Genomic DNA, 24,757 nt, shown 5'->3' with positions numbered 1-24,757 from the left:
TTAAGTCTCCTGATCGTGGTCTTTGCGTGCCATCAGCACGCTGTGTTCATTGGCTTCTGGGTCTTCGGCCAGAAATCCGGTGAGGCGCAGGCCGTGCGCTTCGAGGCAGGACGCGTAGCCTGCCGGGGACAGGGACGCGTGGTAAACTGTGTCCTCGCCCACGGTTCCGCTGACTTCGCCTGCACGCGGGCCGACAGTGAGCATCAATGGCGCGCCCGGAGCAAGATGGTCTGCCAGATGCGCGATGCAAACGCGTTGTTCGTCGGGCCGCAAATGGAAAAAGCTGTTCCACGCGATGATCCCGTCGAACGTCTGCCCCAGATCGAGGGTGCGCATGTCGCCATCGCGCCAATCCCCATCTGGCCAACGACTGCGGGCAATGTCGAGCATCGCGTTCGCGAAATCGACGCCGGTGACTTTGAACCCTTCAGCCATGAACCAACGCGCGATTGGTTCGCCGGTTCCGCATCCCAGATCAAGCACATGCGCACCCGGCGCGAGGCTGGCCGCAAATCGCGCCAGCCATCGCGCCTCAAACAATGCGCGCGACCGGTTGGCATCATAGCGTGCCGCTTGCCGCTCATAGATGGCTTGGGTTTCATCCGCGAGGGGATCGAGTTCGCTCATTTCAGTTGCACCAGTTCAGCCCCGTTCCAATACCAGATAAAGTTGCAGGCCCCGCCTGTTTGCCCTGCCGCATCGCACATTGAAAGAGACCCACCCAGCGAGACGCCTTGCAGGCCATTGGTGAGCGGTTGCAGTTGAACGCCGAGCGCGAGCAGGTTGAGTGGGCCGCCAATGCGCGCGTATGCGCTGGACAGGTACACATCTGCGCTGCACATGGATGCCCCGCAAAACGGGCGGGGTAGCCCTTGGGTGCAGGTAATGCGGCCCCAGTTCACCACTGCGTCTTCCTGCCCGTCGCCGTCAATCTCGCCCAGAAGGATCGCGCTGTCGTCGATTTGCGCCGGTCCGGAGCAACCATCGCGGATATGCGCGCGGGCGTAGTCGACCATACCATCAGGTATGGTCGGTGCAGTATCGTCTGCCAGCAGGCTGTTGTTCGCTTGTGGCCAGAATTGATCCAGCGGCGCCGGGGCTGGCAGGCCCGCGCGGCGGTATTCCGCAACACAGAACGCCATCGCTTCGGCCACCGATTGGTTCATTTGGTCGGTTGTAACGCGGGTATGTGGCCCGGCCTCTGGCCCCACGACAACATCCGCCGATGTCATCAGCGACAGGGACAGTGCATCCGTCATGCCCACCTGCACCTGCCATTCACCGTCAAGTTCGTTCCAGATGGTTGGCGGCAGACGGTAGCCCGTGCCGCCCGACCAGATCACCACATCACTGCGCTGATACCCCGTGGCGGGTGCCTCCATCAGTGGTGGGCGCAGGCTGTAGATCAAATGGAACGGGTCTGTGCGCGCCTCTTCGTGGGCGCCGACGCTCACCACGGGCAGCCCTTGGCGCGAGGGGCCGTTGCAGCGCACGGCAAGCCCTGTGCCCTCGGCCACCGCGAACCCGTAGAAAAGCGCGCCATCATCCGCCGTGCGCGCGACCCAACCCGCATGCACAGGTGTCGCCAACACGAGGGCGCAAAGGGTTGCCCTTAGCCCATCCATGTGGGCCCTGCTGCGTCATCCGTTGCGACGATGTGATACAGCGACGCCTCACCTGTCATTGAAGGAACCGCACTGTGAGGGATGTTCTCGGGCACGCTCATCGTGTCGCCGGGGGCAAGCGTTGTTGCCCCACCCTGCCACGTCACACGCCAATGGCCGCGCATCGGCATGAGGACCGAGGGGCGGTCGTGTTGGTGCATCTCTTTGGTCGCGCTGCCCCGGGTGATCAGGTCCACCTCGAACCCCGGTTTGTCGCGAATGATGCCTGTTTCGCCAATCACCTTGCAGGGCGCGTGCTGGCCTAGCGCCATCATGTCGTTGTAGCGGCGCACCCCCATGCCGACGACCTGCATCGGCGTCATCTCGGGGTATTCGGTCAATTCTTCCTCGGTCAGGGTTGGCATCGGATTCACCCCATCGGGCAGCGCCTGTCCTTGCTTGGTATCATAAAGCTTGCCGTTTTCGCCCAGCATCAGCCCGTGATCGGCGGCATCCTCGATCACTTGGGGCGCCCAGATGACACCACCGCCCGCATCATCACCACCAAGGATCGCCATGATCATCCCGTAGTCGGTGCCGATGTTTTCAAACCCGCGGAAGATGCCGGTTGGGATGTTGATGATGTCGCCCTCTTCCAGCACCACCTCGCCCGCATCTCCCCAGCGGCCCCAGAAAAAGCGCCAACGACCCGACAGCACAAAGAACACCTCAGCCGTGCGGTGGCTGTGCAGCGAGTTGCGGCATTTGGGCGGTTGCCCTGCCGCCCCAATATTAAAGCCATGCGGGATGGAGATGTGGACGTGCTGATCCGCGCTCTCTGAGACTCCGCCACCAATGATGGTGAAGTTTTCCTTTTGATCACTGCCCGGCGTATGTGCGTCGATGAACGCGGTCTTGCAGGGCATCAGATCGCCGTAACGCACAATGCGCGGCTCCATCTCGGCGGGGGTCATGGGCTTAGGTCCTTTCGGGGGGCATCAGGGGTGTTGAGAGAGGTGTTCCGGGTGTTGTCCCGGTCATTTCCGCGTGGATCCAGACCATGCGATCACAGAACCAGAGTTTTGGCAGGATGATGGCCACAAGCCCTGCCAGAACGGCATACGGGTCAAGCACGATCAGGCCGTATGCGAGGGGCGCAAGGCCGAGGGCTGAAAGGCTTGTCAGCACATGAGAGGCACGAATGTGGTGATCAGGGATGTCGTAACGGTCTCGGGCAAGGAAGATGCGTTCGCCCAACGTGGTGCGCGACGCCCACGACCCAAAGTCTGACGGCACTGGAAAGACCCGCGGATTTGCCCAAGTCCAGAGGCACGCCAGCATAAACAATGGCAGCGACCACCAACCGATCCATTGGCGCGCGTAGATCGCGAACGTCAGCAGTGGCAGGCAGGTGAACCGCGACCAGACGCTGAGCGGGTTTGCATGGCGCTGCCAATCAGCGTCTTGCATCCCCATCAGTCGTTCTGCGGCGCGGTAGATGTCTGTCATCCCTGCCCTCGCAGTGCCGCGTTTTCAGCCTCGAGTTCTTGGATGCGTGCGCTCAGCTTGTCCATTTCCGGGCCAACCAGTTGCGCAATCTCTGCACTGTCAAAGCGCGGCGTGATGAATTGCGGGCAGTTCCAGTCGAAGGCGGCCAGTTTGATGGTCACGAGGCGTTCTACACGTCCCTGACCCTCAACGGTCAGGCGTGCGGCGAGGTCAGGATTATCGGCTGCGTTTTGGAACGTGGCGTGACCTTGCAGCTTCATGCGGGCCTTGCGCGGGTAGTCCATCAGGAACAGCGACACCCGGTCGTCATGGTCCACGTTGCCATGGCTGATATGCTGCTTGTTCCCTTTGTAATCGGCAAAGCCGAGCGTGTGATCGTCAAGCACCTGAAGGAATCCCACGGGACCGCCCCGGTGCTGGATGTAAGGCCAGCCAGTTTCAGAGACGCTGGCCATGTAGAAGGAGGTTCGGCTGGTAATGAACGCGATGTCATCCGCGCCCAGTGGTCGCGTGCGCGCACCGTAGTTGCGGGCATACATCTCGCGCGTGCCCTCGACGTCTTGAAGCGCTTGCACGGCGGGTGTGAACATCAATTCGTCATAGCGTTGCATAGGTCAGATCCCTTTTGTCGTCTGCGGTGTGTGCAGACGATTGAGAGTTGGGGACCGTATGGTTCCTATTCAAGGCCATTCGTGCGTTATCCTGTCTGAAGCAAGATCTGTTTCCAGATCGCAGTTTCATCAAACAGTGCAAATTCACGGCGCAGACCCCATGGGCCGAATTCGGCATGGCTGATGCCCAGCACATAAACCTCTGCCCCTGTCGGCGCGCCAAAGTAGCCCCAGCCGTCATGTTTGCCGTGCAGCGCCCAGCGGATCGCTGCGCGGGGTGGCATATGATCATCGTCGCGCCCGATCTGGTGGTCGATGGTAAAGGTTGCATCCGGGAAAGACGCGCGCAGGCCCATCCAGAACCGATCAACCGGACCATGGCTGTGCCCTGTGGTGCCACCGGGGTATTCAGACTGCACGGCACGGTCATATTCGGCAGGGATCACTGCCATGTCTGCGCCCATGATCCGCGTGAGGATGTCGGCGTATTTCTCGCCCCATGCGTTGTCGTTGCCACGTCCTTTGTAGGGCCCGGGCTGATCTGTTGCAGGGGTCAGCGGGCGCACTGCCTTTTCTGGTCCGCCTTCGCGTGCAATGAGGTCGGCGGCGTATTCCTTGGCGTCCCAGCCGATCTGGTTCACGACCGCCGTTTGATCCCGGATCAGCCATTCATCGTTGATTTGATTGTTGATCGCGTGGCAGTCGGCAATGATCCGGTATTGCAGCTTCTTGCCAGATGCAGGCCCATAGACGCCGTCGGCCGTGTGCGTCGCTGTCGACAGGATGCGGTGGGACGACAACATGCCCTCTTCCGGGGTGCCGGACCAAATGACGTCTTCCCCCAAAAGAGTACGGTCAGGGAATTCCGCAAGCGTGGCCATTGTCGCCCCGATGACTTTTTCGTTCCCGATCACCACACTTCCGGGCGAACGCACCACAATGTCGGGGCTGTAGTAATGGTGCAGTGTCGCGATGCCGCGGTCTTCCCATATCTCTTTGGTGATGCCGATGATGTAGTCGGGGAAATCTTTCCACCGGTTCGAAAAACCCTTCATGAGGTCCATCCTTTGGGAATGCGGGCAGAGCCGCGAATGATCAGGGGACCGTCGAGCGCAACGCGTCGCGGTTTGGTGTCGGGATCGCTCAGGCGATCCATCAGGATACCCACAGTGGCTTGCGCCATTTGCCCGGCAGGCTGGCGCACTGTGGTCAGGTCATAGCTGGGCCAAGCGGCAAGCGTCACGTCGTCGTACCCCACGACAGACACATCACCCGGAACAGAAAGCCCCAGTTCGAAACGCAGTACATCCATGACCGCAAAGGCCATGTGGTCATTCGCGCAGAACACCGCATCAGGAATATCGGTTGCGGAAAACATGTCGCGCGCGACCGCCTTGGCCTGCTCAAACTGAAAATCGCTGACGGCGCGGGCGAACAGGCCCTGGCCTGCTGCGTTCAACCCCGCAACGAACCCCGCCTCGCGGTCCCGCTGCGTTGAGGCCCCTTCCCAACCGGCGATATGGGCGATGCGGCCGTGCCCGCCCGCGACGAGGAATTCAGCCAGCTTGCGCCCACCGTGGTAGTTGTCAGATGTCACAGCAGAGAGGCGATCATCATCCTGCGCGCGGTTGAACAGCACAATCGGGATGCCTGCGGCCTCGCATCGACGCGTCAGATCATTGGACATTCCGACAGAGGCCGCGATGATCCCATCGACCTGGTAGTCGAGCAGTTCTTCCATCACCTCGTCCGCCTCTTCGCCGGAGTTCGCAGCCATAAAGACGAGAACGTGATAGCCCCGCTTTTGCAACTCGTGGCTGAGCCGTTCGATGGCTTCGGGATAGAATTGATTTTCGAGATAGGCGACCAGAAGACCGATAATGCGCGAGCGACCGGTGATCAGGGAGCGCGCTAGTACGTTGGGGCGATACCCGAGGGCCTCGGCCGCCGAGCGGACCTTTTTGGCCGTGCGTTCGGACACAGAAGCACCCGGCGTGAACACCCGAGATACAGCCGAGCGCGACACACCCGCCCGTTCCGCCACGTCCAATGCTGTTACCTTTTTGCCCATCAGTCTGCCGTCCAGCCCCCGTCGATCAGCATTGAAGTGCCTGTCACCATTGCAGAGGCGTCACTTGCCAAAAACTGCACCGCGCCCATGATGTCACTCACCTCGCCGACACGGGGCAATTTGATCTTGTCCATGATCCACGCATAGCGCTCAGGGTCATTGAACGTCGGTTCCGTCAGCGGCGTGCGTATGAAGGTCGGGCAGATCGTGTTGATGCGGACACCTGATTTTCCCCACTCGATCGCCATGGCTTTGACCATCCCTTCGACCGCGTGTTTGGTCGCGCAATAGACCGTGCGGTCGATACCGCCCACGTGGCCCATCTGGGATGAAATGTGGATGATCGAGCCGGGTTTGTTTGCCTTGATCAGCGCACGTGCGGCGGACGTCGACAGGAAATATGCACCTTTGACGTTGATGTCGAAAACCGCGTCATAATCCTGCGGTACGGTGTCGAGGGCCGCACTGTGCCGCGCAAGGCCAGCCGAGTTGACGACGACATCACAGGGCGTCTCAAAGGCGGCGTAGACGGCGGGAATGTCGGTCTGATCCAGCTGCAACGCCTCAGCGCTCAGTCCGGCGGCTTGCATGGCGGCAACCGCATCGTTCAACACGTCAGCGCGTCTTGCCGCACACACCACATGCGCGCCGGCCTCGGCCAACGCCACGGCGCAGCCCAAGCCAACGCCCGACGATGCCCCTGTCACCAGAGCGCGTTTTCCCGTCAAATCGAGCGATGGAGTGCGTGGCAGAGTGCTCATAACGCCCGCCCCGTTTCTGGATCAAACCCAGCGCGTGCTTTATTGAACTCGCGCATGCGCCCCAGCACGTCCACCCCGATCTGGTTATACATATGCAGCAGATCCACCATCACCCAATTCTCCCGTATCAACCCGTTCTCAAGCCGCCAGAAATCAAGGCTGCGCATGGCGACCTTTTTATCTGTCGGGGGCAGGCCCAACCATCCATCATGCGTTATGGTCTGATACATGTTCGGCCAGCCCGTGACCGCCGCATAGGCGCGGTCCCCGAAGAAGTGATAGACGATGTCATCCACAAAGGCACCACGATCCGGCATCCCATTCAGAAACGGGATCTGGTGCCAGTTGCGAAAGCCCGCGATGCCCCGCCCCGAGCCGATGCCCGAGGGGCCGTACCACATCAAGCGCGGGTGCCAGAATCGCTCCATCTCCATCACTTCAGGGCCGCCCTGGCTGGGGTGGCGCTTCATGTGCTCCAGCATGTCGATGATATGCTGGCAGGTGGCAGCACCCTCTTTGCCGTCATAGGGTCCGGGCACCAGCCCATCGCAGGTGGCGGGCCCCGGCACGTGCCATTCGCGCCCAAGGCTCGGCACCATTGGCCACGCGCCCGCTTGCATCATCACCTCCGGAATATCCCAAAGCGCCTGCATCTCGACCACGCGACCGTCAACAAAGCGGTAAAACTCGTGAAACCGCATGTGCACGATGTGCCCCGTGGCCGGGATATCCAACCAAGGGTGCTGGAAGGTGCCGGTATAGTAGCCGCCGCATCCAACCCAGTCGTGCCCATCCGGTGTTGGGCCGGCCATAACGATGAAATCACGCCGTTCCAGATCAGGGATCGCGGCCAGCAGTGGGTCGTAAGCCTTGTCAAAATAGGCGTCCACACCCGCGGTCGTTTCGAACGGAAACGCCAAATTGAATAGGACATCAGGGTCACAAACAGCATGTAGGGCGGCGCGCACTGCGCTTGCGTCAAAATCATACATGGCTGCGCGCAACGGGGCCAATAGTGTCTTGTGCTGCGTATGTGGATCGCTCATGGCCAATGCCCCTTAGCCCGCGCAAACAGATCGATACCCATCTGTGCGAAAAGATGGATCATATCCACGAACACCCAGTTTTCGGTGAATTGCCCGCCAGTGCGCAGCCAGAAATCAAGGCCCGAGACCTCCAGATGCGCAGCACTGGCAGGCTGGCCCAAATAAGGACCGGTATGTGTCGCGACCACGCCCTTGGGTCCGGACGCGGCGACCATGCGGCCTTCTGCAAAGAGGCTTTCCAGATGCATCACCTTGCGGTCAGGAAAGGCTGTCAGCCACGGGCGTTGGTGCAAGGTTTCGAACTCGTGCAATGACAGGCAGGCTCCGATCCCGCCGGGGCCATACCATTTGATGTTGGGATGGAAAAATCGGGCCATGCCCATGCTTGAGAGATCACTTTCGTCAAACGTGTTGAGCCCCCCAAAGATCAACGCCCGACCCAACCCCATGCTTTGCTCGGTCTCTTTGACGCTTTGTGCATCAGCCAGCACTCCATCATAGCCCGTCGGGGCCGGGTAGACATGCGAGGCCCCGTTCGGGCGCGGCAGGATGGGCAGTCCAATCTGTTCGAACCAATCGACAAAATCCCAGATGGTCTGGGCATGTGTCACTTGCCCGTCAGCATCAAAGCGCAAAAATTCACCCCAGCGAATGCGCAGCTCGCGCGTCGTTGCCGGAATGCCAAAGACGTCCGCGCTGGCGCGGCCAGTGTAGTAGCCCGTGCCGGCGACCCACCACGCACCATCCCCCTGCCCGCTTTCATGGGCCGAAGACTGACCGCCCATCAGGATATGAGTCTGGCGCTGCAAATCCGGGATGGCGGCCCGCAGGGGGGCAAACATCGCAGCAACGATGCCCGCACCGCTGCTGTGGATGCCAATGGGTTCGGGTCCCTGCCACTGCTTGACCTTGTCCAGCAACGCCAACGCACTGTTCGGGTCGCGGTCAAGTTCCGCCCAAAGTGTCAGTGCCTTCGTCTTGTTGCGTTGATTGATGTCGGTCCCCATAGGGTCTTCTTCTCTGATTAAAAAATCCTGGGGGGAGTCCGCAGGACGGGGGGCTAGCCCCCCTTTTTACTCCGCAGCATCCCGCGCTGGGGCACCAGTGCCGTAAGGCACGTTCACACCGCCGTAGCGGCGCACACGCAGGTTGCACTGCTCCGCATGGCCCACGAACCCTTCGAGCATGCACAGGCGCGAACCATAGGCGCCGATTTCGGCAGCCGCCGCGTCTGTTGTGACCTTTTGATAGGAATGCGTCTTGAGGAACTTGCCGACCCACAGACCGCCCGTGTACCGCCCCGCTTTTTTGGTTGGCAGCGTGTGGTTGGTTCCGATCACCTTGTCCCCATTGGCCACGTTGGTGCGTGGACCAAGGAAGAGCGCGCCGTAGCAGGTCATATGCTCGAGGAACCAGTCATCGCGATCGGTCATCACTTGCACATGCTCCGACGCGATGTCGTCTGCGACTTCCAGCATCTCGTCGTAGGTATCGCACAAGATTACCTCGCCATAGTCCTCCCACGACTTCGATGCAGTGTCGGCGGTCGGCAGGATGGTCAGAATGCGGTCAATTTCGACCAGCGTCGCCTCGGCCAGCTTGCGGCTGTTGGTGAGCAGAACCGCCGGAGAATTATACCCGTGCTCGGCCTGCCCCAAGAGATCGGTGGCACACATTTCAGCGTCCACCGTATCGTCCGCGATCACCATCGTCTCGGTCGGCCCGGCGAACAAATCAATGCCCACCTTGCCGAACAGTTGCCGTTTGGCCTCTGCCACAAAGGCATTGCCGGGTCCAACGAGCATGTGCACAGGTTCAATCGTTTCGGTGCCCAAAGCCATCGCGCCGATCGCCTGAATGCCACCCATCACGTAGATCTCGTGCGCGCCGCCCATATGCATGGCCGCGATTACACCCGGGTTGGGTTTGCCCTGAAACGGGGGCGTGCAGGCGATGATCCGTGGGACGCCAGCGACACTGGCCGTTGCCACCGACATATGGGCGGATGCGACCATCGGGAACTTGCCACCCGGCACGTAACACCCCACCGATTGCACGGGGATGTTCTTGTGACCGAGGATCACACCCGGCATCGTTTCGACCTCGATGTCGAGCATCGAGTCACGCTGGGCCTTAGCAAAATTGCGCACCTGTTCTTGGGCGAAACGGATGTCCTCCAGCTCGCGCGGGGTCAGTTGCGCGATCAACGCGTCGATCTCTTCGGCCGACAGTTTGAACGCAGGCGGCGAGTAGTTGTCGAACTTTTCCGACAATTCGCGCACGGCCACGTCGCCGCGTGCCGCGATATCCGCCAGAGTCGCCTCAACGATCGCACGCGTTTTGGCATCGTCTGCGTCCCGCTCCGTTTCCGGCTTCCCGGTTTTCAAATACTCAATTGTCATTTCGTCACCTCATCCCTGAGGGGCGGGGCGCGACCCTGTCGCCATTATCGAACGCCTCCCATCCCTCACCATTGAAAACATCAACCCCAAGCTGGGCCAGCACATGCGGGAAATCGACCATGACGTAGTTGTCGGTGATCCGCCCGTCTTCGACTTTCCAGAAATCCATGTAGCGGATGTCGATCCGCTTGCCCGTGGGGGCGACCCCCATGAAGTCACCCGAATGCGTTGCCTCTTGCCGTCCAAAGGCTGCGGCCCATTCGCCCATATAAAGGCGCGCCTCGTCCACACAGACCTTGTCGCTGAAGGCGGCCTGAAACGGGCGCTGCCAGTTGTCCTGAAACTCTTGCAACCCGGTCTTGGTCCCGCAGCCCTGATTGCCCATCCAGAGAAAGCTTTCGGCAAAGAACTGGCCAATATCATCAATGCGGTGATCGTTGAGGCCGTCCACCATCCCTTCGATCACAGCGCGGGTTTCGTCTGTTTTGCTGAGATCCGTGTCGCGTGTCAGCACGGCTTGTTCGGGGCGAGACCCTTTCATGCAACGTCATCCTTGATTTTTGAGAACAGGACCGGGGCTCTGCCCCGGACCCCGTGGTATTTTGGGTCAGAAGAAACCATCAGCCTTTGACGGCCCCCGCCGTAAGCCCACTCACGATCTGGCGCTGGAACACCATCACAAGCAAGAACAAAGGCGCTGTGATCGACACCGCCGCCGCCACCGCCTCGACCTGATCTGTTGTTGTGGTTTCACGGTTGAAGTAGCCCGCGATGGCGGGAACCATCGTCTGGTTCTGTGCATCCAGAAGCAGAGAGGTCACAAGGAAGTCGTTATAGCCCAAGAGGAACGAGAACAGGCCCGTTGTGATCACCCCCGGCCACATGACCGGCATGATCACGCGACGGAAGGCCTGGAAGTGGCTGCATCCATCCACCCGTGCGGCCTCATCCAGTTCGGAAGGAATGTTCTGGAAGAAGCTACGCAGCATCCAGATCGTGAACGGTTGGTTGATAGACACAAGCACCGCGATCACCGCCCAGGGTTGCCCGTAGAGCGTTGGCGAGAGGTCCCCAAAGATGGGCCGCAGGATTTCAGCGGAATTGATGAACCACGGCAGGTACCCCGCCACCAGAACCGAATGCGGCAGTGCGCGGAAAACAAGAGCGAGGATCAAAAGCCAAAAGGCGAGGTTCGAACCAGAGCGCGCAAGCCCATAGCCTGCCAGCGTCCCCACGGTAAGAGAGATCAAAACCACGCCAGCCGTCACAATCATCGAGTTCATGAAGTTGCGGTAGAACTGGTTTTCGCCCCAGACAGCCTGATAGTGTTCGGTCGTAAGCCCAATGATCGGTTCGCCAATGGGTCCAAGGATCGAATTGATCACCCCGAATACCGGCGGCAATATCCCAAAAAAGACCAGCACGAATGCGAGGCCAAAGACGGCCGCGCCGACCAGCCATCCCACAACGATCAGCCCCGGAGGAGAGAACCGCTCAACCAGTTTTGGCAGGCCCGTAAAGGCCCAGCGGATCGCAAAGAACAGGAATGCCAGCCCCAGCACGATGTCGATGATCGACAGCCCGGTGCCAGCAGCCCGGGTCGCAGGCCCGGTGATGACGTCCCAAGCGCTCGCCGCAAAGGCGTCGCGCGGGGATTTGACGCTCATCACCGCGATCCACACGATTGGGAAGGCCGCCAGCAAGCACCAGAAGGCGAGGAATGCGCCCGATGCAACTTTGAGCGAAAGCGGTTGTGCGGTTGCCTTTGACATCAGTGTGCCCCCCCTTTGTGGTCACGCCATGTGCGGCGCAACGGCAGGATCAACAGAACAACGATCCCGATCATGGTCAGCATGGCCGAGGCCGACGCCCGGCTAATCGCACGGTTGCCCGCATCATCCGGCACCATGAAGTCATAGGTGAGCCACTGTAGCGAAATCACGTGCGCCTGAGAGCGGAAGCCGACGATTTCTTCGAACGTCCGATAGCAGTCCATCAAGTGGATCAGCGCGATGAAGATGATCAGCGGCATCAGGTGCGGCACGATCACGTACCGCAGGCGCTCAAACCTGCTGGCCCCGTCGATGATGGCGGACTCCAGCGTGTCCATATTCACGGTTTGCAGGCCCGCATAGAAGATCACGAAAGCAAAGGGTGCCACGTGCCAGACGCGGTAAAAGTACATCAGGAGTTCAATTGTCCAAGCCTGAGCGAACATTGCAATGTCCTGCCCGGTCCAGCGTTCCAGCGTTGCCGTCAGGATGCCGTCGCCCACAAAAAGCCAGTAGATCGACAGTGACCCAATCACCGGCGTGATAATAAAGGGCAGAAGGGAGACGAAGATTATGGGGCCCTTGAATGCCTTGGCTGCATTGTTGACTGCCAGCGCAATCATCAGCCCGACCCCGATCACCAGCGGCAGCGTCAACAGCGTGAACATCAGGGTGAAACGCAGCGCCTTCCAGAAGTCGATCTGCAGAATGTCACCGACAGCGCCGCTGCTGATCGCCTCCCAAACCTTGTCCATTTGCAGCACGTTGGCGTAGCTCTGAAAGCCAACCCACGAAGTTGTCGTGATCGTCTTGCCTGTCTCTTCGTCGATCGTTGGCACTGTTTTCATTTCAGTGGTGCAGGTCTGTGTCAGGAACCCGGGCGTGCAGGTTTCCACCTCGATCTGTTGCATGACCGGTTGGGTCACCTGAAAGGACTGGATGAAAACCGAAACCAGTGGCGCTGCGATAAAGAGCAGCATCATGAATACCGACGGCGCGACGAACCAGAAGAATGTCTTGAACTTCATGCTGCAGTCCTTTCGTGGGTGGCAGCGGGCTTATGGCCCCTGCTCTGCCAACCGATCATCATGGATGGGGCATTGGTGTTGGCGTCAAAGATTACGCTTGGTCGACGCGGATGCCGCAATCGGGCCGGCGGCATTCCCGCCAGTGCGTTCGGTTGTTCGGCAAGACGCGCAGCAACCGCGCATCCAGCAGAGCCACCGCCCAGAACGATATGATCGAATTCAGTTTGCATGACATCCCAGTGTTTGGATTGGCTGGCCGGGAACGCCCCGGCCAGCCAAGAAAGTGGCTTACTTCAGCACACCGGCCTCTTTGGCCGCGGTGGCGTAGGATTCCTCAATCGCGACAAGCGTGGCTGCTGCGTCACGTTCCCCTGTCAGGAATGCAGGCAGTTCGTTCCCCAGCGCCGTGTGCATCAGACCCATTTGTGTGGTCGATGGGTAAGGCGGAGCCGCAGGAGACGCGGTGGCCGTTGCAATCGCACCTGCGGCCAGCGGACCGGGCTCATAGCCTTTGACCAGCCAGATCGCGGCTCCGTTGTTGGCCTTGACCATTTCCTCGTCCAGACCTTCCATCGCCAGACGGAAAGCAGCGTCAGCTTCCTCATCAGTGATGTTGCTCGCGATCACGATGCCGTCCCACCACAGTGTGGTGGCAGGTGCGCCGCCTTCCATAGCAAGCGGTGCGGCAGCCATTTTGACTTTGCCTACAACTGTGCTTTCGGCCTCGTCATCCATGGCAGCGCCACGGCTTGCCCAGAGGTTCGACATGGCGATTTTGCCCTGTTGGAACTGCTGTTGCACGTAAGTTGAGTCGCTGACGAGCACCTCTGGATCGGCGTATGGAAGCGTTTTCGCCAATGTTTCCAGGGCTTTCATACCCGCCTCGGAATTCACTGCGGCAGAGTTGTCTGCGTTGAAGAACGCACCACCAAAGGCCGGATACATGTTCACGAATTCCTGCGCGAGGTTCCAGCCGGATTTCATCGTGGCACCGATGGCGTGGTCAACAACACCGGCCTCTTTTATAGTTTCAGCGGCAGCGAACACTTCGTCCCATGTGGTGGGCACTTCAAGGCCAAGATCGTTGAAGATATCTTCGCGGTACATCAGGTGCTGGGTGTTGACCATCATGGCAATCGCCATGGTCTTGCCGTCAACTTTGATTAGCTGGTTGGGCGACAGGTTCTGACCATACTTGGCCACTAGATCGTCCAGTGGGCGGATCGTGCCTGCGTTCAGCAACGGTGTGACGGTGCCGTTGGATACGCCACCGATGTGATAAAGTGATGGGTTCGCCTCAAAGGCAGCAGGCTGCTTGGTGCGGAATTCCTGATCAAGCTCGGCCTTAAAATTCCCGCACTCGGCCATGGCGTCTGTGACGGCTTTCCACGCTTCAAATCCAGCGCTCAGCGATTTCAGCGGCACCGTGTTTTCGTAAGAGCACGCCGCGAACGCGGATGTGCCCATAAGCGAGACAGCGCCCGCCAGTGCCAGTTTCTTAAGATACATGTGCAAACTCCCTGTTGCGTTTTTTGTCAGTGCACCTTGCAAGCCTGCACCAACTTGGATTGCCCGCTGCCCGGGTGCCCCCGGGGACAACGGGGTGTCATGTCAGCCGAGGCGTTCGCCTGACGTACTGTCAAATGCGTGACAGATCGTGTTCGGGATCGAGAAGGAGATCATGTCGCCTATCTCTGCCCGGAATTCCTTGTGCGCCTTGACCGAAACCAATTGTCCGCCCGCACGGACCGTCAGCATGGTGGCGTCTCCCAACAGTTCGATTGTGTAGATCGGTGCGTTGATCTGGCCGTCGGCTTCAGCCAATGCAGCGTCTTCGGCGCGGAACCCCAAGGTGACAGGCCCGTCGGGCACGCCAAGGCCGCTGATCTTGACCTTGTCGCCGGTAAATGTGCCGCCCGCCATTGTGCCGTCCATCAGGTTCATTGCAGGTGAGCCGATAAAGCTTGCTACGAAAGTGTTGGCCGGGTTGTCGTAGATTTCAGTTGGGGTACCCACTTGTTGGACCTTGCCCTGTTTCATGACAACCACGCGGTCGGCCAATGTCATCGCTTCGATTTGGTCGTGGGTCACGTAAACTGTCGTGACCTTCAATTCGTGGCTTAGGTTCTTGATCTGGGCCCGAGTAGAGACCCGCAGCTTGGCGTCCAGATTGGAGAGTGGTTCATCCATCAGGAACACATTCGGCTCGCGCACAATCGCTCGGGCAAGAGCGACGCGCTGGCGCTGACCACCAGAAAGCTCAGCGGGCTTGCGGTGCAGAAATTCATCGAGCTCGACCATGGCAGAGGCCCGTCGCACACGTTCGTCATGGGTGGCTGGATCAGCCTTGCGCACCTTCAGCGGAAAGCGGATGTTTTCGTAGACGTTGAGGTGCGGATAGAGACCATAGGACTGGAACACCATCGCCACGTCGCGGTCTTTGGGGTCCAGATCGTTGACCCGCTTGCCGTCGATCACAATGTCGCCCTCTGTTGCGTCCTCAAGGCCCGCAATCATGCGCATCGTCGTGGTCTTTCCACAGCCTGAAGGGCCCAGCAACACGAGGAATTCCTGATCAGCAATTGTCAGGTCAAAGTTGTCGACCCCCACGAAACTTCCCCAGCGCTTGTTGATGTTGCGTAGCTGAATTTCGGCCATAGTGATCCCTCGCGACAGCGTGATGTTAAACGCTAGTCACCACACCTACGTCTTGGCAACTGTTTTTTGCACACCTGTGCAAAATAGTTGAGTCGACATTGCCAATGCGATGGAAACGCATGCTTTCATCGAAATTCTGGAACGTTAGCAAACGCCTTTTCAGGCAGGATTCGTCGCCTGCAAACCGGCAACTGCCGCGCGAATTCCCTCAACGGAAGGCAGCGTGTCGCCGTACGCGCGCCCCGTTGGAATAAAGCTGTCTTGCGCCGTATAGCGCGCAATATTGCGATGACCGGCCTCGAAAAGGGCGGTCATAACGCCTTCCGAAACTCCGCCAGAACGGCGCGTTTCATCGACGACAAGGATATGTTTGCTGCCTTGCACAGCGTCCAAAAGGCTGTCGATGGGCAGCGGAGCCAACCAACGGAGATCAATCAGTCGCGCACCGGGAATATCTGCCTGTTCGGCGAGGTATCGGCCATTTGCAAAGGTCACAATGGCCAGATCGCCTTCGCCCTGTACACCGACCTCACCAACCTCGATGCGCTGATCCAAAGCCGGATAGGTCCGCATCCACGCGCCATCGCCGGGCTGCACATCCCGCATCGGGTAAAGCGCAATGGGTTCCACAAAGACGCACAGACGGTTTTCTTCGCGTGCAAGGCGGTGGCACTCGCGCAGCATTTGGACGGCCTCTGCCCCGTCCGATGGACAGGCAAGGATCAGCCCCGGAATGTCTCGCAGCACGGCAAGCGCATTGTCGTTGTGGAAATGACCGCCGAACCCTTTTTGATAGCCAAGACCTGCAATGCGCAGCACCATTGGGTTGGTCCATTGCCCGTTGGAAAAGAACGGCAGGGTCGCTGCTTCGCCGCGTATCTGGTCCTCGGCGTTGTGCAGGTAGGCGAGAAACTGAATTTCCGGCATCGGGACAAACCCATTATGGGCCATCCCGATCGCAAGCCCGAGGATGGACTGTTCGTCCAAGAGTGTGTCGATCACACGGGACGTTCCAAACCGCGCAGACAGCTTTTGTGTGACGCCATAGACCCCACCCTTGCGCCCAACATCTTCGCCCATGATCACCGTTTCAGGATGGGCGAGCATTAAGTCGGTCAGCGCCCAGTTGATCAGTTTGGACATTGGTTGCACGCGATCCATCTGGGCAAAGTCCGTCCCAAAGGCCGCAATACGGGCCGGGGTGTCCGGACCATTTGTCAAAGAAGCGGCCCGCGCAGGCGGCACAATGGCGGACATTACCGCCTCTGCCCCTTTTAGGGGTGGGGCATCGGCAATCTGCGACGCCTCATCTCGAGTGCGTGCAAGGGCGCCAGTGTAAATAGCAAGGACAGCATCGGGCTCCATCCCTTGAGCGACCAGCCCAGCCGCTGTGTGCAAAAGTGGATCGTTGGCCTCATCCGCCTCGACTTCTGCGCGGGGCAAATAGCTTGTCGCCACATCGGCACCGGCATGTCCGTACAAGCGCACAGTGCGCAGATGCAGGACGGCGGGTTTTCGTGTGCGACGCACATAGTCTGCGGCCTCGGATGCAGCCGCATAAGCGTCCCATACATTGCAGCCATCGCCGCGGAAATATGTCAGCCCCGGACGATGCGCGAGGCTGCCCTCGACCCAGCCTGTCGGGGTCTTGGTCGAAATCCCAATTCCGTTGTCTTCGCATATGAACAACAAGGGCAAGGGGGCGCCCTGTACACTTGTCCAGCCTGCTGCGTTGATCGCGCCTTGCGCTGTTGAGTGATTGAGCGAGGCATCCCCAAAACTCGCCACCGCAATTGCATCGTCTGGAAGGATCGCCAGTTCGGGACGATTGCGGCGGGCCAAGGCGATGCCATAGGCTGCACCAACGGCCTTGGGCAGGTGGCTGGCAATCGTCGAGGTCTGCGGCGGAATAAATAGATCGCGGCTTCCCAGCACCTTATGACGCCCGCCGCTGGTGGGATCATCCGCGGCGCAGGCATAGCTGAGCAACATATCGCGGCACGCGTCCTGCCCGGCCTTGGCTGCTCGGGCCACCTGAAACGCGCCATCCCGGTAGTGCAGAAACGCGATGTCATCGACGCGCAGCGCATGGGCAACCGCCGCCATTCCCTCGTGCCCGGACGAGCCGATGGTGTAAAACCCCTGACCCGCTTTCTGCATTTCGCGGCTCACAATATCCAGCGCACGGGTCAGACATTGGTGTTCGAACAGACGATGCGCGGCCTCAGCGTCCAGCCCCTGCGGCGTGACCTCGGGCAGGTCACGCGCTGCCACCTGTCTCAGGAAGTTGTCGTGAACGATCGAAACGCGGTCCATACGGCCTCTGTCAGGATGTTTGATTTCGTGCTTCTGTCGGGGGTTCTTTCAAAACAGAAAAGAACTAACCCGCGCCCTTTCTGCTTCCAAGCAATCCTCCGGGGACAGACCGCCCCCGGCGATCGGTCAGAAAAAGGCCTGCAGCCCAGTTTGCGCACGGCCCAAGATCAAGGCGTGCACGTCATGGGTGCCTTCATAGGTGTTGACGGTTTCGAGGTTCATCATATGGCGCATGACCTGAAACTCGCCCGAAATCCCGTTTCCGCCGTGCATGTCACGGGCGTTGCGCGCAATATCGAGCGCCTTGCCGCAATTGTTGCGTTTGACGATAGAGATCATTTCAGGCGCGGCCTCGGCTGCGTCCATCAAACGGCCCACCTGCAGCGACGCCTGAAGCCCAAGCGCAATCTCCGTCTGCATATCTGCCAGCTTTTTCTGGAACAGTTGGGTCTGAGCCAGCGGCTTGCCGAATTGCTTGCGATCAAGGCCATATTGGCGCGCGGCATGCCAGCAAAACTCAGCCGCCCCCATCGCGCCCCAGCTGATCCCATAGCGTGCACGATTAAGACAGCCAAACGGCCCTTTTAGCCCCTGCACGTCCGGCAGCAGAGCGTCCTCGCCCACTTCGACATCTTCCATCACGATCTCACCTGTGATGGAGGCCCGCAATGATAGCTTGTGCTCGATCTTCGGGGTCGACAGGCCTTTCAGCCCTCTTTCCAAAACAAATCCACGGATTTTGCCATCATGGGCATCGGATTTTGCCCATATCACAAAGACATCCGCGATGGGCGAGTTCGAAATCCACATCTTGGCGCCATTCAGTACGTATCCACCATCTGTCTTTTTCGCAGTGGTTTTCATGCCCGCAGGATCAGACCCGGCATCTGGTTCGGTCAGGCCAAAACAGCCAATCCATTCCCCGCTGGAAAGCTTGGGCAGGTACTTGTTGCGCTGCGCTTCAGACCCGTAGGCATAGATCGGGTACATCACGAGGCTTGATTGCACCGACATCATCGAACGATACCCGGAATCGACCCGCTCAACCTCGCGCGCGACAAGACCATAAGAGACGTAAGACCCGCCGAGTCCTCCGTATTCCTCGGGCAAAGTCACGCCGAGCAGGCCCATTTCGCCCATCTCGCGGAAAATCTCCGGATCAGACGTTTCATCGGCAAAGGCCTTGGTCACACGCGGCGCCAACTTTTCCTGCGCATAGGCGGCGGCGGAAGACTGGATCATCCGCTCGTCTTCGCTAAGCTGTTCAGACAGGCGGAACGGATCGGCCCAGTCAAAGCTGCCCAGATCGGGGGCGTCTTTGGCTTTCAGGATTTTGGCTTCTGCATTCATCTGAGCTCTCCTTTGCGGGTGCGACGTTCATGCGACACATCGGCGATCACTTTACCGTCTCGACATCTATCTGTTGTGCCGCGAACCGGTGTCCAATGGCAATGTGTCTGAGCTTGTTTTTTGTGCAAATCGCTCTGATCACAGGTTGGCGGATAACCTGCGTGACCGTCTCGATTAGAGAAAAGCGCCAGATCGATGACGCGCGGACGCCCCATTTTCGCCGCAATGCAGGCCGATAAACCATCCTATATGATTCTGACTTTCGGGTGGGGCCGAAATATAAAAGGAGTGCTGCCATGAAGCGCGCGTTTTCTCTAGTGGCGACTGTTGCCGCAATGTCCATCGCCTCCGCTGCGGCGGCGGACGAACACACTGTCCTCATCCTGGCCGATGCCTATTTCCCGAAGGTCACCTATCTGGACAATGGCGACTCGGTTCGGTTCATCAACTTGTCCGGTGGTGAGCACAATATCGTCGCCGAAGGCGCGGCTTGGGAAATCGGCCCCATTCCGGATCAGGGCGAAGTAGTCCTCGAAGTCAGCGACGTGGTTGAAAAGTTGTTTTACGACAAAGACGCTGTCGCAGATGACGGTACATTGCTTGTTCAAGGCGAAATCAGCTTTGACTCTGCGCCACTGAACTAAGTCGGCGCGTCGCCCAGAGGTTCAATCAACGCAGGCCCGGCGGCCCGGTTGGAATTGACCGTCTTGTCGACACGATACCAACCCAAAGTGTTTTCCGGGGCCGCACGCATCAGCGTCGCGGCCCCTTTGCCTTGTTCGCCCAGCCAAAGCGGAATGTCATCCGGTTCAAGGATCACAGGCATGCGGTGGTGGATCGTGGACATGGATTTGTTTGCACCCGTGGTCACTATGGCAGCCGTGCGCATTTCGTCGCTGTCATCCTTGGCCGACCACGTCTGCCAGATCGCCGCGAAGGCCAAGGGCGCACCGTCTGTTCGGCTGATGTACCAAGGCAGGCGCGCATCCCCGTCGCGTGTCCATTCATAAAAGCCAGAGGCGACAATGACGGCCCGACGTTCGCGGCAGGCCGCGCGAAAGGCTGGCTTTTCTGCAATCGTTTCTGCCCGGGCGTTGATCAGCAACGGCCCGTCGTTCGGTTTCTTGTACCAGTGCGGAATGAACCCCCACCGCATAGCACCCAGCCGACGCTGCCCTTCAACTGCCGTAACAACATGCACGGCGTTCGTCGGGCAGACATTGTAGTTTGGCACATCCGGCAAGTCATTGGCGGGCACCGCCTCAAACAGCTGCGCCATGGCGTCCGGTGGCAGGGTGATGGAAAAACGTCCGCACATGGGGCTGAGAATGGAACGGCTCAGCCGCACAGGCAACCCGCTTGTGGGCCAAAGACCTAGCGGGCAAGGTAGCGCGATGGATCACACGCAAAGCCTCATCGCCCTGCCCTATTACTCCGGCGCGGGTCACACCGCGCAGGTGGCTCGCGCCATCGCTACCGGTGCAACTGAGTCTGGCGCCCGCGCTGTTCCCGTCAATGTCGAGGATATGTCACCTGACGATTGGAACTCGCTGGACCGCGCAGATGCCATCTTGTTCGGAGCCCCCACTTATATGGGATCGGCCGCTGCACGCTACGGCGCATTTCTTGAAGAGGCGGGCGAGCGCTGGATGGACCTTGGTTGGAAGGACAAGCTGGCCGGTGGGTTTACTGTCGCCACGTTTCCCTCCGGAGACAAGCTGGCGACCTTGCAGCGGTTTTCGATCTTCGCCGCGCAGATGGGCATGATCTGGGTTGGCCCCGCTGATATTGGCGCTCCTGTCTTTCCTGAGCGGGAAGGCGTGAACGCAGATGGCGGCTGGCTTGGGTTGATGGCGACCAGTGCGCACAGCCCGCGCGGCGCTGTACGTGAGGGCGATCTTGAAACCGCCGCTCAGTTCGGTGCGCGGGTGGCGGGTATTGCCCAGCGCTTGCGGGGGTCAGGCAGCTAAGCCCGAGGCAAGCAAAGCAAAACCCCCAACGGCACTGGCCATCGGGGGTTCGCAATCAGTCTCTTAGGCGCACCTTATGGTGCGCCCTGCTGCTTACTTGGCAGTGATACGTCCATCCGTATAGGGCGTGAACGGACCTTTCGCGGCCAGGAATTCAGCCGTGACATCAGCAAGATCCGGTCCAAAGTCGTAGGCATTGAGCGCCTCTTTGAACATGCCATAGCCATCACCGCCGTTGCGCACATAGTTGTTGGACACAACGCCGTAGAGCTTGTCAGTATCAATCGGCGCACCGCCAACCATGACGTCGCTGATGCGCGCTCCGGGCTCGGCTGCAGCATCAAAGGCGTAGCTCATGCCAGCCACTTGTGGGAAACGGCCTGCGCCGTCCTCAATCTGGCCAACACCGTTTTCCAGAGCTGCGACGATAGTTGCTCCGGTCACCTGGAACGTGGACAGGGTGTTCTGAAACGGCAGAACGGTCAGGACTTCACCCATTGTGACAGGCCCTGCATCGATGGACGCACGAATGCCCCCGCCATTCTGGATCGCGATCTCGATCCCCTGATCCGCCACCCGGTCAAGCATCGCATCTGCGATAAGCGATCCCATGGCGCACTCCATCGCGCGGCAGGTGTCACGCCCGCCTTCGATGACGTCAGCCGCTTCGGCAACGACACGTGTCTTCATCTCTTCGATCGGCGCACCCATTTCGGTGATCCGGGCAAGGAAGGCGTCGTTCGGAGTGACCGAGGCATCCAGCACCATCGGATCACCTGAGGCCGCAGTCACGTTGCCATCATCATCAAAGGTGACAGTCATATGACCCAGATACTTGGTGTAGGCATAGGCCTGTGCCACCGGTGTGCCGTCGACCATCGTGGGATATGCGGGCGTGCCGTCATCGTCATTGGACATCAACGTGTGGCTGTGCCCACCGATCACAACGTCGATGGCGGGAACGGCTGCGGCGATGTCCAGATCCTTGTTCAGGCCGACGTGATTAAGGGCGATGATGATATCGACGCCTTCGGCTTCAAGGGCGGCGGCATCCGCGCTCAGCGCCTCGATCTCGTCCTGAAAGATCACGTTTTCGCCGGGGCTGGACGTTTCAACGGTGTCTACGGCCAACGCCGAAATCACACCAATTTTCTTGCCGCCAACCTCAAGAACAACGTGGTTCTCAACTTTGCCTGCCAAAGTGGCTTCGCCAGATACATCCAGATTGCCCGAAATCACAGGAAAGCTGACCGTGTCTACAAAGCTGCCCAAACCGGCAGGACCATCGTCAAATTCGTGGTTGCCCACGGCCATGACGTCATAGCCCATCTGTTCCATGAATTCGGCCTCTGCGGCCCCTTTGTAGGTGGTGTAAAACAGAGAGCCCTGAAATGGATCGCCTGCATCCAGCACCACGACGTTCTGGTTGTCGAGCGATGCTTTCTTGGCATCGATTGCCGATTTGACCCGCGCGATGCCGCCAAAGCACTTACCCTCAGCTTCGCCCTCGGCGTTGCAGGTAGAATCGTATTTGTTGATCGATTCGATCCGGCTGTGCATGTCATTGGTGTGAAGAATGTGCAGTGTATACTCTGCCGAAGCGACGCCAGCGCTCAGCGCCAGTGCAGCTGTGCCCATCAAAAGTCGGGTCATGTCGGTGTCTCCCATGTTGATTATGACGGTTACGTGACAACAATCCGTGCCCCGAGTCAAAGGACATCCTGCATGATTGACGCAACGCACATATGACAACGCCCACTTGATTGTTTGATGGGCGACGGGCATCAGGGGACCATGCTGATTTACAAAATTTTCCGCGCCCCCGAATGGGCAGCTTTGCGTCGGGACAGGACTACGACAGGGGCACCGATAGACGTCACGGACGGCTATATCCACTTCTCAACGGCTGAACAGGCTGGCGAGACTGCGGCCAAGCATTTTGCAGGCGTGGATGATCTGTTTCTGATCGCGGTTGAAACTGACGCCTTGGGCGATGACCTAAAATGGGAACCATCGCGGGGTGACGCACTGTTTCCGCATCTTTATCGGGAGATGACGTTGGCTGACGTACACTGGGCGCAACCCCTGCCCATCATAGACGGGGTGCATCAATTCCCGGCCGGAGCCGGTTTCGAGGAATGAGCGACCCTGCCTTTGTCGATCCCACCCGCGCTCAGTTTGATGCATTCAAAGGGTTGGACCGGGATCATCCGATCGAAATGTTGAACCTCGTGCGGTTTCGCGATCTTGCTAACTATCCCGGCGATCACGCACTGGCGCGTGATGGACTGACGGGGACCGAAGCCTATGCTCTTTATGGAAAACACACTGCGGCGATCCTGACCAATGTTGGCGGCAGCATCTTGTGGAGCGCGCAGTTTGAAACCACGCTGATCGGCCCGTCAGACGAGGCATGGGATGCGATGTTCATCGCGCGCTATCCCACGGTGCATGCCTTTCTCGCCATGATTTCAGATGCTGACTATCAACGCGCCGTGGTGCACCGGCAAGCAGGCGTGGCCACGTCCCGCCTGATCCGCACTAAACCAGGTACAATCGGGACCAGCTTCGGATGAAACGCACTATTGAAAACCTCGGCATGGCCGCCTTGCGTCGCATTGACCCGGAAACCGCACACGGATTGGCCTTGCGCGCTGTTCACACGCCACTGGCGCATTTGCCCGGACCCGTAACCAGCGACCGACTGCGCACCAAAGTTGCCAGCCTTACCATGCCCAACCCCGTCGGCCTTGCCGCCGGCTTTGACAAGAACGCCACCGCCATCGCGCCTTTGTCACGCGCAGGGTTTGGCTGGATCGAGGTGGGTGCGGCCACGCCTGTCGCTCAACCCGGCAACCCGCGCCCACGCCTCTTTCGCCTGCCCGAGGACGGGGCAGCAATCAACCGCTTTGGATTTAACAACGACGGGATGGATGCGATTGCGCATCGACTCTCCAAACGGCCCAAAGGGGTGCCTGTCGGGCTCAACCTTGGGGCCAACAAGGACAGTGCGAACCGCGCCGAGGACTTTGCCAAGGTGCTGGTGCATTGCGCGCCTCATATCGACTTTGCCACCGTGAACGTCTCAAGCCCCAACACCGAGCGCTTGCGCGACTTGCAGGGGCCCATGGCCCTTGCCGCGCTGCTTGATGGTGTGATGCAGGTGCGCGGGAGCATACCGGTCTTTCTCAAAATCGCGCCAGATCTGTCGGATCAGGATCTGGCCGACATTGCCAAAGTGGCACAAGACGCCCTGATCAGCGCGATTATTGCGACCAATACCACGCTTGACCGCTCTGGTTTGCGCAGCGCCCATGCGCAGGAAAAGGGGGGGCTGTCCGGGGCGCCCCTGTTTGAAAAATCGACGAGAGTGCTGGCGAAGCTGCACGCGTTGACGGACATCCCGCTGATCGGGGTCGGCGGCGTTTCGTCTGCAGAAGACGCCTATGCCAAGATCTGCGCAGGCGCTTCAGCCGTTCAACTTTACACCGGCCTTGTCTATGGCGGGCTTGGCCTTGCGGCAGACATCGCTCGAGGTCTGGACGTATTGTTGGAGCAAGACGGGCACGCATCGGTAGCGGATGCAGTGGGAACCAAAACGCAAAGTTGGCTCTGACCCGCTTTGATCTCACAAACTGAAGTCCAAGTGTTGGGGCAGC

At 59.4% G+C, this 24,757-nt stretch carries 25 protein-coding genes; 5 read left to right on the top strand and 20 right to left on the bottom strand.

Annotated features, from left to right (window positions below):
* The 18 genes from DHN60_RS00630 to DHN60_RS00540 form a co-directional block, all read right to left on the bottom strand.
* Window positions 1-627 (bottom strand): class I SAM-dependent methyltransferase, encoded by a 627-nt coding sequence (locus DHN60_RS00630; RefSeq protein ID WP_108835344.1) that lies wholly within the window; start codon window positions 625-627, stop codon window positions 1-3.
* A complete protein-coding gene (locus DHN60_RS00625) occupies window positions 624-1,625 on the bottom strand; it encodes a hypothetical protein (protein ID WP_159089067.1) in 1,002 nt (333 codons plus the stop codon). The genes DHN60_RS00630 and DHN60_RS00625 overlap by 4 nt, the downstream gene beginning before the upstream one ends.
* Window positions 1,613-2,578 carry a cupin domain-containing protein gene (locus tag DHN60_RS00620; protein ID WP_108835342.1) on the bottom strand — a complete coding sequence of 322 codons (966 nt, stop codon included), beginning with the start codon at window positions 2,576-2,578 and terminating at the stop codon, window positions 1,613-1,615. Before DHN60_RS00620 ends, DHN60_RS00625 begins: the two co-directional genes overlap by 13 nt.
* Before the next feature lie 4 nt (window positions 2,579-2,582).
* Entirely contained in the window at window positions 2,583-3,113 is a 531-nt protein-coding gene (locus tag DHN60_RS00615; protein WP_108835341.1) for a DUF6653 family protein, read from the bottom strand.
* A complete protein-coding gene (locus DHN60_RS00610; RefSeq protein ID WP_108835340.1) occupies window positions 3,110-3,724 on the bottom strand; it encodes a pyridoxamine 5'-phosphate oxidase family protein in 615 nt (204 codons plus the stop codon). The genes DHN60_RS00615 and DHN60_RS00610 overlap by 4 nt, the downstream gene beginning before the upstream one ends.
* An 86-nt stretch (window positions 3,725-3,810) precedes the next feature.
* Entirely contained in the window at window positions 3,811-4,779 is a 969-nt protein-coding gene (locus tag DHN60_RS00605) for an ester cyclase (protein WP_108835864.1), read from the bottom strand.
* Window positions 4,776-5,795, bottom strand: coding sequence for a LacI family DNA-binding transcriptional regulator (locus tag DHN60_RS00600; protein ID WP_108835339.1), 1,020 nt, complete (start codon window positions 5,793-5,795; stop codon window positions 4,776-4,778). The genes DHN60_RS00605 and DHN60_RS00600 overlap by 4 nt, the downstream gene beginning before the upstream one ends.
* A complete protein-coding gene (locus DHN60_RS00595; RefSeq protein ID WP_108835338.1) occupies window positions 5,795-6,556 on the bottom strand; it encodes an SDR family NAD(P)-dependent oxidoreductase in 762 nt (253 codons plus the stop codon). The genes DHN60_RS00600 and DHN60_RS00595 overlap by 1 nt, the downstream gene beginning before the upstream one ends.
* Window positions 6,553-7,602, bottom strand: coding sequence for an ester cyclase (locus tag DHN60_RS00590; protein WP_108835337.1), 1,050 nt, complete (start codon window positions 7,600-7,602; stop codon window positions 6,553-6,555). Before DHN60_RS00590 ends, DHN60_RS00595 begins: the two co-directional genes overlap by 4 nt.
* Window positions 7,599-8,609, bottom strand: a complete 1,011-nt coding sequence (locus tag DHN60_RS00585) for an ester cyclase (protein ID WP_108835336.1) — start codon at window positions 8,607-8,609, stop codon at window positions 7,599-7,601. The genes DHN60_RS00590 and DHN60_RS00585 overlap by 4 nt, the downstream gene beginning before the upstream one ends.
* A gap of 66 nt (window positions 8,610-8,675) precedes the next feature.
* Complete coding sequence (hisD, locus tag DHN60_RS00580) at window positions 8,676-10,004, bottom strand: histidinol dehydrogenase (protein ID WP_108835335.1); 1,329 nt, start codon at window positions 10,002-10,004, stop codon at window positions 8,676-8,678.
* A gap of 4 nt (window positions 10,005-10,008) precedes the next feature.
* The gene (locus DHN60_RS00575; protein ID WP_108835334.1) at window positions 10,009-10,545 is read right to left on the bottom strand and encodes an ester cyclase; all 537 of its coding nucleotides are present in this window, start codon (window positions 10,543-10,545) and stop codon (window positions 10,009-10,011) included.
* A 79-nt stretch (window positions 10,546-10,624) separates the two neighbouring features.
* Complete coding sequence (locus DHN60_RS00570) at window positions 10,625-11,776, bottom strand: carbohydrate ABC transporter permease (RefSeq protein ID WP_108835333.1); 1,152 nt, start codon at window positions 11,774-11,776, stop codon at window positions 10,625-10,627.
* Entirely contained in the window at window positions 11,776-12,804 is a 1,029-nt protein-coding gene (locus DHN60_RS00565; RefSeq protein WP_108835332.1) for a carbohydrate ABC transporter permease, read from the bottom strand. Before DHN60_RS00565 ends, DHN60_RS00570 begins: the two co-directional genes overlap by 1 nt.
* Before the next feature lie 288 nt (window positions 12,805-13,092).
* The gene (locus DHN60_RS00555) at window positions 13,093-14,313 is read right to left on the bottom strand and encodes an ABC transporter substrate-binding protein (protein WP_108835330.1); all 1,221 of its coding nucleotides are present in this window, start codon (window positions 14,311-14,313) and stop codon (window positions 13,093-13,095) included.
* A gap of 102 nt (window positions 14,314-14,415) precedes the next feature.
* The gene (locus tag DHN60_RS00550) at window positions 14,416-15,462 is read right to left on the bottom strand and encodes an ABC transporter ATP-binding protein (RefSeq protein ID WP_108835329.1); all 1,047 of its coding nucleotides are present in this window, start codon (window positions 15,460-15,462) and stop codon (window positions 14,416-14,418) included.
* A gap of 159 nt (window positions 15,463-15,621) precedes the next feature.
* Window positions 15,622-17,778 carry a thiamine pyrophosphate-dependent enzyme gene (locus tag DHN60_RS00545; RefSeq protein WP_108835328.1) on the bottom strand — a complete coding sequence of 719 codons (2,157 nt, stop codon included), beginning with the start codon at window positions 17,776-17,778 and terminating at the stop codon, window positions 15,622-15,624.
* A 126-nt stretch (window positions 17,779-17,904) separates the two neighbouring features.
* Window positions 17,905-19,128, bottom strand: coding sequence for an acyl-CoA dehydrogenase (locus DHN60_RS00540; RefSeq protein ID WP_108835327.1), 1,224 nt, complete (start codon window positions 19,126-19,128; stop codon window positions 17,905-17,907).
* A 296-nt stretch (window positions 19,129-19,424) separates the two neighbouring features.
* Between DHN60_RS00540 and DHN60_RS00530 the strand changes: the two genes are divergently transcribed.
* Window positions 19,425-19,772: a hypothetical protein gene (locus tag DHN60_RS00530; protein WP_108835325.1), complete on the top strand. Its 348-nt coding sequence runs from the start codon at window positions 19,425-19,427 to the stop codon at window positions 19,770-19,772.
* Here the strand turns inward: DHN60_RS00530 and DHN60_RS00525 are convergent.
* Window positions 19,769-20,446: an SOS response-associated peptidase gene (locus DHN60_RS00525; protein ID WP_108835324.1), complete on the bottom strand. Its 678-nt coding sequence runs from the start codon at window positions 20,444-20,446 to the stop codon at window positions 19,769-19,771. The two genes, DHN60_RS00530 and DHN60_RS00525, sit on opposite strands and share 4 nt — an antisense overlap.
* Between DHN60_RS00525 and DHN60_RS00520 the strand changes: the two genes are divergently transcribed.
* Window positions 20,445-21,098, top strand: coding sequence for a flavodoxin family protein (locus tag DHN60_RS00520; RefSeq protein WP_234423467.1), 654 nt, complete (start codon window positions 20,445-20,447; stop codon window positions 21,096-21,098). The genes DHN60_RS00525 and DHN60_RS00520 overlap by 2 nt on opposite strands.
* Window positions 21,099-21,191: 93 nt before the next feature.
* Here DHN60_RS00520 and DHN60_RS00515 read toward each other — a convergent pair whose 3' ends face one another.
* On the bottom strand, window positions 21,192-22,751 hold the full coding sequence (locus tag DHN60_RS00515; RefSeq protein WP_108835863.1) for a bifunctional UDP-sugar hydrolase/5'-nucleotidase: 1,560 nt from the start codon (window positions 22,749-22,751) through the stop codon (window positions 21,192-21,194).
* Window positions 22,752-22,892: 141 nt separating this feature from the next.
* On the opposite strand from DHN60_RS00515, the gene DHN60_RS00510 reads away from it, so the two are divergent.
* From DHN60_RS00510 to DHN60_RS00500, 3 genes are read left to right on the top strand one after another with little or no spacing between them, the layout of a single operon-like run.
* Window positions 22,893-23,240, top strand: a complete 348-nt coding sequence (locus DHN60_RS00510; RefSeq protein WP_108835862.1) for a DUF952 domain-containing protein — start codon at window positions 22,893-22,895, stop codon at window positions 23,238-23,240.
* Complete coding sequence (locus DHN60_RS00505) at window positions 23,237-23,674, top strand: DUF1330 domain-containing protein (RefSeq protein ID WP_108835322.1); 438 nt, start codon at window positions 23,237-23,239, stop codon at window positions 23,672-23,674. The genes DHN60_RS00510 and DHN60_RS00505 overlap by 4 nt, the downstream gene beginning before the upstream one ends.
* Window positions 23,671-24,714 (top strand): quinone-dependent dihydroorotate dehydrogenase, encoded by a 1,044-nt coding sequence (locus DHN60_RS00500; RefSeq protein WP_108835321.1) that lies wholly within the window; start codon window positions 23,671-23,673, stop codon window positions 24,712-24,714. The genes DHN60_RS00505 and DHN60_RS00500 overlap by 4 nt, the downstream gene beginning before the upstream one ends.
* Window positions 24,715-24,757 lie beyond the last annotated feature (43 nt).

Origin of the sequence: Tateyamaria sp. Alg231-49 (assembly GCF_900143535.1) — a bacterium.
Classification (GTDB): Bacteria; Pseudomonadota; Alphaproteobacteria; order Rhodobacterales; family Rhodobacteraceae; genus Tateyamaria.
Note: the sequence above shows the minus strand (reverse complement) of the source record. Positions and strands in the feature narration are given on the sequence as shown.

Bases quoted from the DNA above. Each gene is read 5' to 3' on its own strand.
- DHN60_RS00555 (WP_108835330.1), bottom strand. From the start codon at position 14,313: ATGTATCTTAAGAAACTGGCACTGGCGGGCGCTGTCTCGCTTATGGGC.
- DHN60_RS00515 (WP_108835863.1), bottom strand. From the start codon at position 22,751: ATGACCCGACTTTTGATGGGCACAGCTGCACTGGCGCTGAGCGCTGGC.
- DHN60_RS00510 (WP_108835862.1), top strand. From the start codon at position 22,893: ATGCTGATTTACAAAATTTTCCGCGCCCCCGAATGGGCAGCTTTGCGT.
- DHN60_RS00620 (WP_108835342.1), bottom strand. From the start codon at position 2,578: ATGACCCCCGCCGAGATGGAGCCGCGCATTGTGCGTTACGGCGATCTG.
- DHN60_RS00520 (WP_234423467.1), top strand. From the start codon at position 20,445: ATGGGGCTGAGAATGGAACGGCTCAGCCGCACAGGCAACCCGCTTGTG.
- DHN60_RS00540 (WP_108835327.1), bottom strand. From the start codon at position 19,128: ATGAATGCAGAAGCCAAAATCCTGAAAGCCAAAGACGCCCCCGATCTG.
- DHN60_RS00625 (WP_159089067.1), bottom strand. From the start codon at position 1,625: ATGGATGGGCTAAGGGCAACCCTTTGCGCCCTCGTGTTGGCGACACCT.
- DHN60_RS00595 (WP_108835338.1), bottom strand. From the start codon at position 6,556: ATGAGCACTCTGCCACGCACTCCATCGCTCGATTTGACGGGAAAACGC.
- DHN60_RS00505 (WP_108835322.1), top strand. From the start codon at position 23,237: ATGAGCGACCCTGCCTTTGTCGATCCCACCCGCGCTCAGTTTGATGCA.
- DHN60_RS00500 (WP_108835321.1), top strand. From the start codon at position 23,671: ATGAAACGCACTATTGAAAACCTCGGCATGGCCGCCTTGCGTCGCATT.
- DHN60_RS00610 (WP_108835340.1), bottom strand. From the start codon at position 3,724: ATGCAACGCTATGACGAATTGATGTTCACACCCGCCGTGCAAGCGCTT.
- DHN60_RS00550 (WP_108835329.1), bottom strand. From the start codon at position 15,462: ATGGCCGAAATTCAGCTACGCAACATCAACAAGCGCTGGGGAAGTTTC.
- DHN60_RS00615 (WP_108835341.1), bottom strand. From the start codon at position 3,113: ATGACAGACATCTACCGCGCCGCAGAACGACTGATGGGGATGCAAGAC.
- DHN60_RS00545 (WP_108835328.1), bottom strand. From the start codon at position 17,778: ATGGACCGCGTTTCGATCGTTCACGACAACTTCCTGAGACAGGTGGCA.
- DHN60_RS00565 (WP_108835332.1), bottom strand. From the start codon at position 12,804: ATGAAGTTCAAGACATTCTTCTGGTTCGTCGCGCCGTCGGTATTCATG.
- DHN60_RS00570 (WP_108835333.1), bottom strand. From the start codon at position 11,776: ATGTCAAAGGCAACCGCACAACCGCTTTCGCTCAAAGTTGCATCGGGC.
- DHN60_RS00600 (WP_108835339.1), bottom strand. From the start codon at position 5,795: ATGGGCAAAAAGGTAACAGCATTGGACGTGGCGGAACGGGCGGGTGTG.
- DHN60_RS00605 (WP_108835864.1), bottom strand. From the start codon at position 4,779: ATGAAGGGTTTTTCGAACCGGTGGAAAGATTTCCCCGACTACATCATC.
- DHN60_RS00575 (WP_108835334.1), bottom strand. From the start codon at position 10,545: ATGAAAGGGTCTCGCCCCGAACAAGCCGTGCTGACACGCGACACGGAT.
- DHN60_RS00630 (WP_108835344.1), bottom strand. From the start codon at position 627: ATGAGCGAACTCGATCCCCTCGCGGATGAAACCCAAGCCATCTATGAG.
- DHN60_RS00590 (WP_108835337.1), bottom strand. From the start codon at position 7,602: ATGAGCGATCCACATACGCAGCACAAGACACTATTGGCCCCGTTGCGC.
- DHN60_RS00585 (WP_108835336.1), bottom strand. From the start codon at position 8,609: ATGGGGACCGACATCAATCAACGCAACAAGACGAAGGCACTGACACTT.
- DHN60_RS00525 (WP_108835324.1), bottom strand. From the start codon at position 20,446: ATGTGCGGACGTTTTTCCATCACCCTGCCACCGGACGCCATGGCGCAG.
- hisD (WP_108835335.1), bottom strand. From the start codon at position 10,004: ATGACAATTGAGTATTTGAAAACCGGGAAGCCGGAAACGGAGCGGGAC.
- DHN60_RS00530 (WP_108835325.1), top strand. From the start codon at position 19,425: ATGAAGCGCGCGTTTTCTCTAGTGGCGACTGTTGCCGCAATGTCCATC.